Origin of the sequence: Piscinibacter sp. (assembly GCF_047600445.1) — a bacterium.
Classification (GTDB): domain Bacteria; phylum Pseudomonadota; class Gammaproteobacteria; order Burkholderiales; family Burkholderiaceae_C; genus Piscinibacter.
Window position 1 is genome coordinate 1885677 of sequence record NZ_JASGKT010000002.1, and the last position, 14169, is coordinate 1899845.

Below are 14169 nucleotides of genomic sequence, written 5' to 3' on the forward strand. Positions count from 1 at the left end.
CTCCTGGGTTGCGATGACGGCGATTCTCCCAGACCCCTAGAACGATCCCCCCTAAGAGGTACACCATTCGCGGCGCGCAGCGGCCAGAATGGGCGACGCCATGACCATCCACCTGCCCACCCTGCTCGTCGTCTGCGTCGTCGCCGTGGCCGCTTCGGCCGGCGTGATGACGCTGTACGCCGCCACGCAGCGCACCTACCGCGGCTTCGGCTGGTGGATCGCGGCGCAGTGGCTGCTGGCGCTGGGCTGCCTGGTGCAGATGTTCCGCGACAGCGCGCCCGAACTGCTGCCGCTGGCCAACCTGCTGCTGCTGCAATGGCCGGTGGTGGTGCTCGGCGGCATGCGCCGCTTCAGCGCGCGCCACCCCAGCCGCGTTCCGCCGGTGGTCGACGCGCTGATGCTCGGCGGCGCCTGGATGCTCTGGCTGGTCGTCTGGGCCTCGGGCGGCTCGCTGGCCTCGCGCGTCGCGGCGTATTCGGGCGCCGTTTGCGCGCTGCACCTGTACAGCGCGGCGCTGGTGTGGCAGATGGCCGAGACACGCGGCAGCGCCGCCACGCGCATGCTGGTGGGCGTGGACCTCATGGCCGCGCTGCTGCACGCGCTGCGCGCCTCGGCGGCGCTGGCCGCGCCGACGGCGCCGGCCACCGGACTGGTGACCGAGGCCCTGCTGCTGGGCAGCGCGCTGGTGATCGTGGTGTCGGCGCTGGTGATGGTCTACCTCGCGCTGATGCTCACCGGCGAGCGCAGCGAATCGCAGTTGCGCGAAATCCACCGCCAGTTGCGCGTGCTGGCCGACATCGACCTGCTGACGCGCGTGCCGAATCGGCGCCACTTCCACGAACTGGCCGCGCAGGCGCTGGCCGAGGGCGTGGAGCAGCCCTGCACGCTGATGATGCTCGACATCGACCACTTCAAGCGCATCAACGACCTGCACGGCCACGCCGCCGGCGACGAGGCGCTGCGCGAAGTCGGCCGCTGCATGCACGACGCGCTGCGCCGGCAGGACATCGCCGGCCGCCTGGGCGGCGACGAGTTCGCGGTGCTGCTGCCGGCCGCGGCGGTGGACGACGCGCTGGCCGTCGCCGGCCGCATCGTCGAACGGCTCGCGCAATGCCGCGCCGAACCGCTCGGCCTGAGCATCGGCGTCGTGCAGTTGCAACCCGGCGAGCCGCTCGACGAGGCGCTGCGCCGCGCCGACCAGGCGCTCTACGAAGCCAAGCGCCAGGGCCGCGGCTGCGCCGTGCCGGCCTTCGGCGCCGAGAGCAAGCCGGTGTTCGGCGAGAGTCGCCCGCTCGGCCTGTCGCCGCTGTGAACCCGCGCTGAGCCAGGCCCCGCCGCGGGGCGGATAGACTGGCGCATGCCCGAAGAATACGGAACAGCCTCGCCGCAACGGCCTCGCGTCACGGCGCGCGCGGCCCGGGCCTGACGCGCGCGACGGAGCCGACTTGATCCACCTGCTCAACCTGCTCGCCGCCATCGCCCTGCTGGTGTGGAGCACGCACCTCGTGCGCACCGGCATGCTGCGCGCCGCCGGCGAGAACCTGCGCGGCATCCTCGGGCGCAGCTTCAGCAACCGCCTGTCGGCGCTGCTGGCCGGCTGGGGCGTGACCAGCCTGGTGCAGTCGGCCACCGCCACCTGCCTGATCGTCGCCAGCTTCGTCGGCAAGGGGCTGGTGGGCGCCGCGCCGGCGCTGGCGGTGATGCTGGGCGCCGACGTCGGCAGCGCGATGATGGCGGTGGTGTTCTCGCTCGACCTGTCGTGGCTGTCGCCGCTGCTGATCTTCGCCGGCGTGGTGATGTTCACGACGCGCCAGAACAGCGGCGTCGGGCGCGTCGGCCGGGTGCTGATCGGCCTCGGGCTGATCACGCTGGCGCTGCAGCTGATCGTCGAGGCGACCACGCCGCTGACGCAGTCGCCCGCGGTGCGCACGCTGCTCACCTCGCTGCCCAGCGACGTGCCGCTGGACATCGTGGTCGGCGCGGCCCTGACGGTGCTGTCGTACTCCAGCCTCGCCATCGTGCTGCTGACCGCGACGCTGGCCGCCTCGGGCATCGTGCCGGTGACGGTGGCGCTCGGGCTGGTGATCGGCGCCAACCTCGGCAGCGGCTTCCTCGCGCTGCTGGCCACCGGCGGCGCCACGCCGCAGGTGCGCCGCCTGCCGCTGGGCAACCTGATCTTCAAGGCCCTGGGCGCGGCCATCGCGATCCCGCTGCTGCCGCAGGCGCACGTGTGGCTGCAGCTCAGCGGCGGCTCGGTGCACGAGCAGGTGGTGTGGTTCCACCTCGGCTTCAACCTGATGCTGGCGCTGCTGTTCATCAGCTTCACCGGCATGGTGGGCCGGCTGGTCGAGCGGCTGCTGCCCGAGCCGCGCGCGGGCGCCAGCACCGACCGGCCGCGCCACCTCGACCCCTCGGCGCTGCAGACGCCCTCGCTGGCGATCAGTTGCGCGGCGCGCGAGGCGCTGCACCAGGCCGACGTGGTGGAGACGATGATGCGCGGCATCCTGCCGGTGATCCGCCACAACGACCTCGAGCTCGCCGAGCAGTTGCGCAAGATGGACGACACCGTCGACGAGCTGTACTCGGCGATCAAGTTCTACCTGACGCAGATCTCGCGCGAGGCGCTGTCCGAGCGCGAGAGCCGGCGCTGGACCGACATCCTCTCGTTCACGATCAACATGGAGCAGATCGGCGACGTGATCGAGCGCGTGCTGCAGGACGTGGAGGACAAGAAGATCCGCAAGAACCGCAGCTTCTCCGAGGCCGGCCTGGCCGAGATCAGCCACCTGCACGAGCGGCTGCTGGCCAACCTGCGCCTGGGCATGAGCGTGTTCCTCGACGGCCACGTGCGCGACGCCAAGAAGCTGCTGGAGGAGAAGGCGCGCTTCCGCGACCTGGAGCGCGAGTACGCCGCCAGCCACATCGCGCGGCTGCAGGACAACACCGCGCAGAGCATCGAGACCAGCTCGCTGCACCTCGACCTGATCAGCGACCTCAAGCGCATCAACTCGCACATCTGCTCGATCGCCTACCCCATCCTCGACTCGGCCGGCGTGCTGACGCAGACGCGCATCCGCAACTCCCGGCTGGCCGACCTGCCGGACGACGCCCGGCAGGCGCGCTGACGCGATGGCGCTCGACGGCGCGGTGCTCGCCGCGGTGCTGCTCGGCGCGCTGCTGCACGCCTCGTGGAACGCACTCATCAAGAGCGGCAGCGACAAGTCGCTGGACACCGCGCTGATCCACGGCCTGGGCATCGTGGTGGCGCTGCCGCTGGTGGCCGCGACCGGGCTGCCGGCGCGCGCCTCCTGGCCCTTCCTCGGCGCGTCGATCGTGGTGCACCTGGGCTACTACCTCGCGCTGGTCGGCGCCTACAAACACGGCGACCTGGGGCTGACCTACCCGGTGATGCGCGGCCTCGCGCCGCCGCTGGTGGCGCTGGCCAGCGCGGCGGTGATCGGCGAGCGGCTCGGCGCCACCGCCTGGGCGGGCGTGCTGGCGGTGAGCCTCGGCGTGATCGCGATCGGCCTGTCGCGCGGGATCGTCGGCGGCGGCCAGCGCGGCACCGCGCTGCGCTACGCGCTGGCCAACGCGGCGATCATCGCGCTGTACACCATCGTCGACGGGCTGGGCGTGCGCGCCTCCGGCAACGCGCTGGCCTACGTGGCGACGCTGTTCGTCTTCGAGGGCATGCCCTACCTCGCGCTGGTGCTGTGGCGCCGGCGTGCGCGCATGCAGGCCACGCTGGCCCACGTGCGCGCGCGCTGGCCGCTGGCGCTGGCCGGCACGGCGGCTTCGTTCGGCTCCTACGCGATCGCGCTGTGGGCGATGACCAAGGCGCCGGTCGCGCTGGTGGCCGCGCTGCGCGAGACCTCGGTGCTGTTCGCCGCGCTGCTGGGCGCGCTGTGGCTCAAGGAAGGCTTCGGCGCGCTGCGCCTCGGCGGCACGGCGCTGGTGCTGGCCGGGGTGATGGCGCTGCGCCTGGCCTGAATCCGGCTCTGCCTCAGCGCGGCGCGGCGTCCAGCGCCAGCGCGTGCGCATGGATCAGCGCCGCTTCCAGCGTGTAGCGGCCGGCGGCGAGCCCTTCGCGCAGCGCCGCCGCATCGACGCAGGCGAAACCCGCCACCTCGCCGTCGCGGTTCTCGGGCGCGAGGCGGCGCGGCACCACGGCCTGGAACAGCACCGCGCGCTCGACCATGTAGCCCTCGGCCACCGGTCGGCGGACCTGCAAATGGCCGAGCGGCTGCACACCTTCGAGCTCGCGCAGGCGCAGGCCGGCTTCTTCCCAGGTCTCGCGTTCGAGCGTGGTCTGCACCGTCTCGCCGGCCGCCATCAGGCCGCCGACCAGCGTGTCCCACAGCCCGGGGTCGGTGGCCTTGTCGTGGGCGCGCTGCTGCACCCAGAAGCGGCCGTCGGGATGCCGGCCGACCAGGTGCACGGCCTGCGTGATCAGGCCCAGCGGACGCATCGCGGCACGCTCGATCGCGCCGTGCACGCGCCCCTCGGCGTCGATCACCGGCAGCAGCTCGTCGCGCCAGCGGCCGGCCAGGCCGTGCTCGCGCAGCCAGGCCGCCAGCTCGGCCAGCGTCTCGTCGTCGCGCGAGCCGATCTGCCAGGCGCCCGCCTCGCGGCGCAGCGGCAGGCCGTCGCCCTGCATGCGCTCGCCCAGCGCGGCTTCGATCGAGCCGATCTCGGCCGCGCCCCAGCACAGCGGCTCGCGCGCCTGTAGCGGCGGCTGCGCGGCGCGGCGGCGCAGCTCGGCCAGCCAGGGTGCGTCGTCGCTCATGCTGCCTCGCCGGCCAGCAGCGCGCGCAGCCCGGCCTCGTCGAGCACCGCCACGCCCAGCTCGCGCGCCTTGTCGAGCTTGCTGCCGGCTTCCTCGCCGGCGATCACGAAGTGCGTCTTCTTCGACACCGAGCCGCTGACCTTGCCGCCCGCCGCCTCGATCAGTTCCTTGGCCTCGTCGCGCGACAGCGAGGGCAGCGTGCCGGTCAGCACCAGCGTCTTGCCCAGCAGCGGCCGCGGCGTGGTGTCGGCGCTGCCGTCGTGCTCGTCCCAGCGGATGCCGGCGGCGCGAAGCTGCTCGACCACCTCGCGGTTGTGCGGTTGCTCGAAGAAGGCGCGGATGCTCTGCGCGACGACCGGGCCGACGTCGTTCACCTCGAGCAACTGCTCGACGCTCGCGTCCATGACGCGGTCCAGGCCGCCGAAGTGCTTGGCCAGGTCCTTCGCCGTCGCCTCGCCGACCTGGCGGATGCCCAGGGCGTAGAGAAAGCGCGCCAGCGTCGTGTGCCTGCTCCTGGCCAGCGCCGCGACCAGGTTGGCCGCGCTCTTGTCGGCCATGCGCTCCAGCGCCGCCAGCTTGGCCACGCCCAGCGTGTACAGCTCGGGCAGCGTGCGGATCAGGCCGCCATCGACGAGCTGGTCGACCAGCTTGTCGCCCAGCCCCTCGATGTCCATCGCGCGCCGGCCGGCGAAGTGCAGCAGCGCCTGCTTGCGCTGCGCGGCGCAGAACAGGCCCCCGCTGCAGCGGTGGTCGATGCCGCCCTTCTCGCGCAGCACGCGGCTGCCGCACACCGGGCATTCGCGCGGCATGCGGAAGTTGGGCACGTAGGCCGGGCGCTCGCCCGGCACGCGGCCGACGACTTCGGGAATCACGTCGCCGGCGCGCCGCACGATCACCGTGTCGCCGACGCGCACGCCCTTGCGGCGCAGTTCGAAGAGGTTGTGCAGCGTCGCGTTGCTGACCGTGGTGCCGCCGACGAACACCGGCTCGAGCTTGGCCACCGGCGTCAGCTTGCCGGTGCGGCCGACCTGGACCTCGATGCCGCGCAACAGCGTCATCTGCTCCTGCGCCGGGTACTTGTGCGCCACCGCCCAGCGCGGCTCGCGCGAGACGAAGCCGAGGCGCTTCTGCAGCTCGACCTCGTTGACCTTGTAGACCACGCCGTCGATGTCGAAGGGCAAGGCGTCGCGCCGCGCGGCGATGCGCTGGTGGAAGGCGACCAGGCCCTCGGCGCCTTGCACCACCGCGCGCTCGGCGTTGACGGGCAGGCCGAAGGCGGCGATCGCGTCGAGCGTCGCGCCGTGCGTGGCCGGCTGCGCCCAGCCGCGCAGCTCGCCCAGGCCGTAGGCGTAGAAGCTCAGCTTCTTGTCGGCCAGCGCGCGGCTGTCGAGCTGGCGCACCGCGCCGGCGGCGGTGTTGCGCGGGTTGATGAAGGTCTTGCCGCCCTTCTCGCGCTGGCGTTCGTTGAGGCGCTCGAAGTCGTCGCGCCGCATGTAGACCTCGCCGCGGATCTCGATCAGCGGCGGCAGCTCGTCGTCCCGGCCGATCAGTCGCAGCGGGATCTGGCCGATCGTGCGGATGTTGTGCGTCACGTCCTCGCCGGTCTCGCCGTCGCCGCGCGTCGCGGCCTGCACCAGCACGCCCGACTCGTAGCGCAGGTTGATCGCCAGGCCGTCGAACTTCAGCTCGGCGGCGTATTCCACCGGCGCATCGGCCTCGCCCAGGCCCAGTTCGCGGCGCACGCGCGCATCGAAGGCCAGCGCGCCGCCGGCGCTGGTGTCGGTCTCGGTGCGGATCGACAGCATGGGCACCGCGTGCTTCACCGGCACCAGGCCGGGCAGCACCTGGCCGATCACGCGCTGCGTGGGCGAATCGGGGCTCAGCAGTTCGGGGTGCGCGGCCTCGATCGCCTGCAACTCCTGGAACAGCCGGTCGTACTCGGCGTCGGGAATCTCCGGCGCGTCGAGCACGTAGTAGCGGTGCGCGTGGTGGTTCAGCGTGGCGCGCAGCTCGGCGGCGCGCGCGGCGGGGTCCGGGGAACTCATGCGACGATTGTCGGGCAGCAGTGCGTCGCGGGCATCCCGTTCGGGCCGAGCTTGTCGAAGCCCCCAAGTGCACCTCGCCGGCCCTTCGACAGGCTCAGGGCGAGCGGGAAAAGGATTCGAATCAGTTGAACAGCCGCCGGGCCGCCGCCGAGCCGGCCGGCAGGCCGCGCGCTTCCAGCGCGTCGTACAGCGTCTTCAGCTCGCTGCCGATGATGTCGAAGCTCTCGGGCGCCAGCGCGTTGCCGTTGTCGTCGACGATGGCCGCGTCCATGCCCAGCGAAAGCGCCTGCGCGCTGGCCTGCCAGGCGACGAAGGGCTCGCCGGAAGGGTCGGTCTGCGGCACGTCGAAGGCCAGCGTCACGTCGCGCAGCGCGGCCTGGTTGGGGTCGTCGGCCAGCGCGGCCTGCGAGTCGAAGGCCAGCGTCAGCACCGGCGGCGCGCCCTCTTCCGCGCCCGGCAGCACCAGCCGCCCCGGCACCATGCCGGGCACGAAGCCATGCCGCGCCGCATGCTGCTGGATGAAGCCGACGCTCCACGCCACCGAGCGCGAGCGCAGGTGCACCGCGAGCTGCGCGTCATGCTCGCCGGCGAAGGTGTCCAGTTCGCGGGCGCGCGCCACGACCTCCAGCATGTCGGGGAAATCGGCCATCGCGCCGATGTCTTCGGCGAAGGCCTCGACCTTCTGCACGAACTCGGAGTACTCGATCTCGTTGAGCGCGCCGCCGCGGTTGGCGAGCTGCACGCCGGCCTGGAACTCGCCGTAGCGCTGGCCGGCGGCGGGCGGCTCCCACTCCTTGCTCAGCGCGTTCAGGCCTTCGATGAAAAAGGGCTTGCTGCCGGCGCGGTGCGTCGTCGGCAGGTGCGTGAGCGCCATCTCGCCGCTGATCTGCACCTCGACCGACAGCGTGGCGATGGCGTCGATCAGCGCGTCCAGGCGCGGCTGGCTGCGGCGCGCCGGGCGCAGCTCGGGCGGCGGCATGCCGGCCTCGGCGCCCGCCGCCGGCGCGTCGAAGCTCGGCTCGATGCCCTCGCCGGCCAGCCCCGGCTCGCGCGCCGCTTCCGCCTGGGGCGGCAGAACGCGCCGCGGCCGGGCGCGGCGCGCCTGCCACCACAGGTGCCCCGCCATCGCGGCCAGCACCGCCGCACCGAACAGGGCCAAGGCGACGGTCAGACTCATGCGCGCTTCCTCGTCAGGCGGCTTGGGCCATGCCGACCGCGGCTTCCATGTCCACCGCGACGATGCGCGAGACGCCCTGCTCCTGCATGGTCACGCCGATGAGCTGCTCGGCCATCTCCATCGCGATCTTGTTGTGGCTGATGAACAGGAACTGCGTGCCCCTGGCCATCTCCTTGACCAGCTTGGCGTAGCGCTCGGTGTTGGCGTCGTCCAGCGGCGCGTCGACCTCGTCGAGCAGGCAGAACGGCGCCGGGTTCAACTGGAAGATCGCGAACACCAGCGCGATCGCGGTGAGCGCCTTCTCGCCGCCCGACAGCAGGTGGATGGTGCTGTTCTTCTTGCCCGGCGGCTGCGCCATCACCTGCACGCCGGCGTCGAGGATCTCGTCGCCGGTCATCACCAGCTTGGCCTGCCCGCCGCCGAAGAGCGACGGGAACATGCGCCCGAAATGTTCGTTGACCTGGTTGAAGGTGCTGCCGAGCAGGTCGCGCGTTTCCAGGTCGATCTTGTGGATCGCGTCTTCCAGCGTGGTGATCGCGTCGGTCAGGTCGGCGTTCTGCGCGTCGAGGAAGGTCTTGCGCTCGCGCGCCGCGGTGAGTTCGTCGAGCGCGGCGAGGTTGACCGCGCCGAGCGCGTTGATCTCGCGGTTGATGCGGTCGATCTCGCCTTGCAGGCCCTGCAGCCTGACGCCGCCTTCTTCGATGTTCTTCGCCAGCGCGTCCAAATCGACCTGCGCGGCGCTGAGCTGTTCGAGGTACTGCGCGCCGCCGAGCTGCGCGGCCTGCTCTTCGAGTTGCAGCTTGGTGATGCGCTCGCGCAGCGGCTCCAGGCTCTGCTCGTGCTGCAAGCGCTGTTCCTCGGCGCGGCGCATGCGCAGCGTCAGGTCGTCGTACTCGCTGCGCTTGGCGCCCAGCGCGGCCTCGCGGTCCAGCTTCAGGGCCAGCGCGGTCTGCAGGCCGGCCTGCGCGGCGGCGTCGGTGAGCTGGGCCAGTTCGTCCTGCAACTGCTGCGCGGAAGCCTCGTTGGCCGCCACCTGCTGCAGCGCGGTCTCGATGCCGCGCTGCAGTTCGCCGCGGCGCGCGGCCAGCGAACGCGCGCTGAACTGCGCCTCCTGGCTCTGGCGCTCCAGCGCGCGCAACTGCTCGCGCGCTTCGGCCAGCTTGCGCTCGGCGGCGATCACGCCTTCGTCCAGCTCGGCATGGCGCTCCTGCGTGGTCGCGAGCTGCATGTCGAGTTCCTCGAACTTCGCCTCGCCGGTGGTGCGGCGTTCGTCCAGCTCTTCGAGCTGCGCGTCGAGTTCGGCGAGTTCCTCGTCGAGCTGGGCGCGCCGCGTGCTGGTCTGCTCGGCAAGCTGCGACAGGCGCAGCAGTTCCACCTGCACCTGGTGCGCGCGCGTCTGCGCCTCGCCGGCCTCGCGCCGCGCCGCGCCCAGGCGCTGCGAAGCCTCGGTGTAGGCCGCTTCGGCGCGCACCAGCGCGCTGCGCGCTTCCTCGGCGATCAGCGATTGCGCGCGCAACTGGCGCTCCAGGTTCTCGATCTCCTGCGCGCGCGCCAGCATGCCGGCCTGCTCGGAGTCGGGCGCGTAGAAAGCAACCGCGAACTGGCTGATCTGGTGACCCTCGCGGGTCATGATCACCTCGCCGTGCGTCAGCTTGCCGCGCGCGGCAAGCGCCTCGTCGATGTTCGCGGCGGTGTAGACACCTTCGAGCCAATCGTTGAGCAAGGCCTTCAGGCCGGCATCGCCCAGGCGCAGCAGTTCGCTCAGGCGCGGCAGCGTCTGGTGCGTGTTCGATATCGCGGCATTCGGCGGTGTGTAGAACGCGAGCTTGGCCGGCGGCGCATCGTCGGCGAAGGCACGCACGGTCTCGACGCGGCCGACTTCCAGCGCGTTGAGCCGCTCGCGCAGCGCCGACTCCAGCGCGGTTTCCCAGCCGGGCTCGATGTGCACCTTGGTCCACAGGCCTTGCAGCCCGTCGAGGCCGTGGCGCGCCAGCCAGGGCTTGAGCTTGCCCTCGGTCTGCACCTTCTCCTGCAAGGCGCGCAGCGCGTCCAGGCGCGCCGACAGGTCGGCCTGTCTGGCCGCCTCGGTGTTGACCTGCTCCTGCTTCGCGCGGCGTTCCTCGTCGAGCGTGGGCACCTGCTCGTTCAGCTCGTGCAGCCGCGCGTCGGCGATGCCCTGCGCTTCCTCGGCAGCGGCGAAGCCGGTCTTCAGTTCGGCCAGGCGCTGCGTGTCGGGCGCGGCGAGCTGCTGCTTCTCGCCGGCCAGGCGCTCGCGGCGCGCGTTGAACTGGCGGCGCTGCTCGTCGATGTTGCGGCTCTCGGCGGCGAGCAACTGGATCTGCTGCTGCACCTGCGCGACCACGTTGCGCTGCTCGTTGCTCTTGCCCTGCGCGGCGCGCACCGCGTCTTCGAGGTTCGGCAGGTTGCCGGCCTGCTCCTCGGCCTGCGCGGCGAGCAGCTCGCCCTGTTCCTCGGCGGCGGCGATCTGCTCGGCGATCTGGCCGAGTTCGTCCTCGGCCTGCTGGCGGCGCTCGGCCCACTGCTCGCTGCCGGCCTTCAGCTCGGCCAGGCGCTGCTCGACGCGCGCGCGCCCTTCCACCACGTAGCGGATGCGCTCTTCGAGCCGGCTCACCTCGAGCGCGGCCTCGGCGAGCAACCCTTGCGCGCCGTGCAGCTCGTCGCTGGCGGCGTAGTGCGCCTGGCGGATCGTCTCCAGCTCGGCCTCGCCGTGGCGCAGCTCGGCCAGGCGCGCCTCCAGCGCGGTGCTGGCTTCCAGGTGCGCCTTCTTGACGCGCTCTTCCTCGCTGGCCGCGTCGCGGTGCTTGAGGAACCAGAGCTGGTGCAGCTTCAGTTCGCCGCTTTGCTGCAGGCCGCGGTACTGCTGCGCCACCTCGGCCTGCTTCTCCAGCTTGTCGAGGTTGGCGCTCAGCTCGCGCAGGATGTCCTCGACGCGCGTCAGGTTCTCGCGCGTGTCCTTCAGGCGGTTCTCGGTCTCGCGGCGGCGCTCCTTGTACTTCGAGACGCCGGCGGCTTCCTCGAGGAACAGGCGCAGTTCCTCGGGGCGCGATTCGATGATGCGACTGATCGTGCCCTGGCCGATGATGGCGTAGGCGCGCGGGCCCAGGCCGGTGCCGAGGAAGACGTCCTGCACGTCGCGGCGCCGCACCGGCTGGTTGTTGATGTAGTAGCTGCTGGTGCCGTCGCGCGTCAGCACGCGCTTGACCGCGATCTCGGTGAACTGGTTCCACTGGCCGCCGGCGCGCGCGTCGGCGTTGTCAAACACCAGCTCGACGCTGGCGCGCGAGGCCGGCTTGCGGTTGCCCGAGCCGTTGAAGATCACGTCCTGCATCGACTCGCCGCGCAGTTCGCTGGCCTTGCTTTCGCCCAGCACCCAGCGCACCGCGTCCATGATGTTGGACTTGCCGCAGCCGTTCGGGCCGACCACGCCGACGAGCTGCCCGGGCAACTGGAAGTTGGTCGGTTCGGCAAACGACTTGAAGCCGGAGAGCTTGATCGAGTTCAGGCGCATGGGAGAGCGGGTGCGCGCTCGGCGTGCGTATCGCCAAGTCGTTGATTCATATGAGAAAACCCGCGCTTTCGCGGGTCGTCTGCGGGGCGGGATGATAGCATCGCGGCCCCGCGCCATCCCTCTCCAGACGTGTCCGCCATGCCTTCGAAGAAGACCCCCGCGAAGCCGCCCCTCGAGCAGCGCCCCGTGCCGCCCAACCCGCCCAGCGCGCCGAGCAAGGCGCTGCACGTCTTCCCCAACCCGGCGCCGGAGCGCGACTACGTCATCCAGTTCCAGGTGCCCGAGTTCACCTGCCACTGCCCGCTGACCGGCCAGCCCGACTTCGCGCACTTCACGATCGACATGATCGCCGACCAGCTCTGCGTCGAGCTGAAGAGCCTGAAGATGTACTTCTGGAGCTACCGCCACGAGGGCGCGTTCCACGAGAAGGTGACCAACACCATCCTCGACGACATCGTGAAGGCGACGAAGCCGCGCTTCGTGCGCATCACCGCCAAGTGGTACGTGCGCGGCGGCATCTACACCAACGTGGTGGCCGAGCACCGCAAGAAGGGCTGGAAGCCGCAGCCCCGCGTCGAGCTGCCCGCGCACGCGGCACAAACCGGCCTGATCTGATGAACCCGCTGCTGGGCAGGCTGCACCCCTACCCCTTCGAGCGCCTGCGCGAGCTGACGCGCGGCATCACGCCGAACCCGGCGCTCGCGCCGATCGGCCTGGGCATCGGCGAGCCCAAGCACGCGACGCCGGAGCTGATCAAGCGCGCGCTGAGCGACAACCTCGCCGGCCTGGCCAGCTACCCCGCCACCGCCGGCGAACCCCGGCTGCGCGAAGCCTGCGCCGCCTGGGTGCGGCGCCGCTACGGCGTCGCGCTCGACGCCGCCACGCAGGTGCTGCCGGTGGTCGGCTCGCGCGAGGCGCTGTTCGCGCTGGCGCAGACGGTGATCGACCCGACGCGCCCCGGCGCCACCGTGGTCTGCCCCAACCCCTTCTATCAGATCTACGAGGGCGCGGCGCTGCTCGCAGGGGCGCAGCCGCACTACGCCAACAGCGACCCGACGCGCAACTTCGCGGTCGACTGGGCCAGCGTGCCGGCCGAGGTGTGGGCGCGCACGCAACTGCTGTACGTCTGCTCGCCCGGCAACCCGACCGGTGCGGTGATGCCGCTTTCCGAGTGGCGCACGCTGTTCGAGCTGAGCGACCGGCACGGCTTCGTGATCGCCTCCGACGAGTGCTACTCGGAGATCTACTTCCGCGACGAGCCACCGCTGGGCTCGCTGGAGGCGGCGCTGCGGCTGGGCCGCACCGACTTCCGCCGGCTCGTCGCGCTGACCAGCCTGTCCAAGCGCAGCAACGTGCCGGGCATGCGCTCGGGTTTCGTGGCCGGCGACGCGGCGATCCTGAAGTCCTTCCTGCTCTATCGCACCTACCACGGCAGCGCGATGAGCCCGGTGGTGCAGGCCGCCAGCGTCGCCGCCTGGGGCGACGAGGAACACGTGGTGGACAACCGCGACCTCTACCGCGCGAAGTTCGCGCAGGTCACGCCACTGCTGGCCGGCGTGATGGATGTCGCGCTGCCCGACGCCGGCTTCTACCTCTGGGCGGGCGTGCCGGGCGGGGACGACGTAGCCTTCGCGCTGCGACTGCTCGCTCAATACAATGTGGCGGTGCTGCCCGGAAGCCTGCTCGCGCGCGAGTCCGGCGGCGTCAATCCGGGCGCCGGCCGCATCCGCATGGCGCTGGTCGCCGGTGTCGGCGAGTGCCTGGAAGCCGCGCAGCGCATCGTCTCTTTCGTCCAAGCCCGCTGAGCCATGAGCCAACAACTGCAGAACATCATCGAACTCGCCTGGGAAGGGCGCGCCAACATCACCGCCACCAGCAGCCCCGAGGTGCGCGAGGCGGTCGAGCAGGTGATCGCCGAACTCGACGCCGGCCGCCTGCGCGTGGCCGAGCGCCAGGGCGTGGGCCAGTGGACGGTCAACCAGTGGGTCAAGAAGGCGGTGCTGCTGAGCTTCCGCCTGAACGACAACCGCCTGATGCACGCCGGCGAGCTGAGCTTCTTCGACAAGGTGCGCACCAAGTATTCCGACGCCGACGAGGCCGCGCTGCGCGCTTCCGGCGTGCGCGTGGTGCCGCCGGCGGTGGCGCGGCGCGGCTCGTTCCAGGCGAAGAACGTGGTGCTGATGCCCAGCTACGTGAACATCGGCGCCTACGTCGACGAGGGCACGATGGTCGACACCTGGGCCACCGTGGGCTCGTGCGCGCAGATCGGCAGGAACGTGCACCTGTCGGGCGGCGTCGGCATCGGCGGCGTGCTCGAGCCGCTGCAGGCCGGCCCGACCATCATCGAGGACAACTGCTTCATCGGCGCGCGCTCGGAGATCGTCGAAGGCGTGGTCGTCGAGGAGAACTCGGTGATCTCGATGGGCGTGTACATCGGCCAGAGCACCAAGATCTACGACCGCGCCACCGGCGAGGTGATCTACGGCCGCGTGCCGGCCGGCTCGGTGGTGGTCAGCGGCAACCTGCCCAGCGCCGACGGCAAGTACAGCCTGTATTGCGCGGTGATCGTCAAGCGCGTGGACGCGCAGACGCGCGCCAAGACCAGCATCAACGACCTGCTGCGCGCCTGAGC

General features: G+C 71.5%; 10 protein-coding genes. 6 read left to right on the forward strand and 4 right to left on the reverse strand.

What is annotated here, in order from left to right; all coding sequences use genetic code 11:
• Positions 1-100 precede the first annotated feature (100 nt).
• From QM792_RS13005 to QM792_RS13015, 3 genes are all read left to right on the forward strand, one after another.
• Positions 101-1312 (forward strand): GGDEF domain-containing protein, encoded by a 1212-nt coding sequence (locus tag QM792_RS13005; RefSeq protein ID WP_415150525.1) that lies wholly within the window; start codon positions 101-103, stop codon positions 1310-1312.
• Positions 1313-1445: 133 nt separating this feature from the next.
• Positions 1446-3125, forward strand: a complete 1680-nt coding sequence (locus QM792_RS13010) for a Na/Pi cotransporter family protein (RefSeq protein WP_415150526.1) — start codon at positions 1446-1448, stop codon at positions 3123-3125.
• A gap of 4 nt (positions 3126-3129) precedes the next feature.
• Positions 3130-3990 carry an EamA family transporter gene (locus QM792_RS13015; RefSeq protein WP_415150527.1) on the forward strand — a complete coding sequence of 287 codons (861 nt, stop codon included), beginning with the start codon at positions 3130-3132 and terminating at the stop codon, positions 3988-3990.
• Between the two features lie 13 nt (positions 3991-4003).
• Here QM792_RS13015 and QM792_RS13020 read toward each other — a convergent pair whose 3' ends face one another.
• The 4 genes from QM792_RS13020 to smc form a co-directional block, all read right to left on the reverse strand.
• Positions 4004-4786 carry an NUDIX domain-containing protein gene (locus QM792_RS13020; RefSeq protein WP_415150528.1) on the reverse strand — a complete coding sequence of 261 codons (783 nt, stop codon included), beginning with the start codon at positions 4784-4786 and terminating at the stop codon, positions 4004-4006.
• A complete protein-coding gene (ligA, locus tag QM792_RS13025; RefSeq protein ID WP_415150529.1) occupies positions 4783-6831 on the reverse strand; it encodes an NAD-dependent DNA ligase LigA in 2049 nt (682 codons plus the stop codon). The genes QM792_RS13020 and ligA overlap by 4 nt, the downstream gene beginning before the upstream one ends.
• 121 nt (positions 6832-6952) lie before the next feature.
• A complete protein-coding gene (locus QM792_RS13030; protein WP_415150530.1) occupies positions 6953-8008 on the reverse strand; it encodes a cell division protein FtsZ in 1056 nt (351 codons plus the stop codon).
• 13 nt (positions 8009-8021) lie between these two features.
• Positions 8022-11537, reverse strand: coding sequence for a chromosome segregation protein SMC (gene smc, locus QM792_RS13035; protein ID WP_415150531.1), 3516 nt, complete (start codon positions 11535-11537; stop codon positions 8022-8024).
• 138 nt (positions 11538-11675) lie between these two features.
• Between smc and queF the strand changes: the two genes are divergently transcribed.
• Genes queF through dapD form a run of 3 tightly spaced genes read left to right on the forward strand, consistent with a single transcriptional unit; the run spans position 11676 to position 14167 of the window.
• Positions 11676-12152, forward strand: a complete 477-nt coding sequence (queF, locus tag QM792_RS13040; protein WP_415150532.1) for a preQ(1) synthase — start codon at positions 11676-11678, stop codon at positions 12150-12152.
• Positions 12152-13342, forward strand: coding sequence for a succinyldiaminopimelate transaminase (gene dapC, locus QM792_RS13045; protein WP_415150533.1), 1191 nt, complete (start codon positions 12152-12154; stop codon positions 13340-13342). Before queF ends, dapC begins: the two co-directional genes overlap by 1 nt.
• Before the next feature lie 3 nt (positions 13343-13345).
• Positions 13346-14167, forward strand: a complete 822-nt coding sequence (dapD, locus tag QM792_RS13050; protein WP_415150534.1) for a 2,3,4,5-tetrahydropyridine-2,6-dicarboxylate N-succinyltransferase — start codon at positions 13346-13348, stop codon at positions 14165-14167.
• Positions 14168-14169 lie beyond the last annotated feature (2 nt).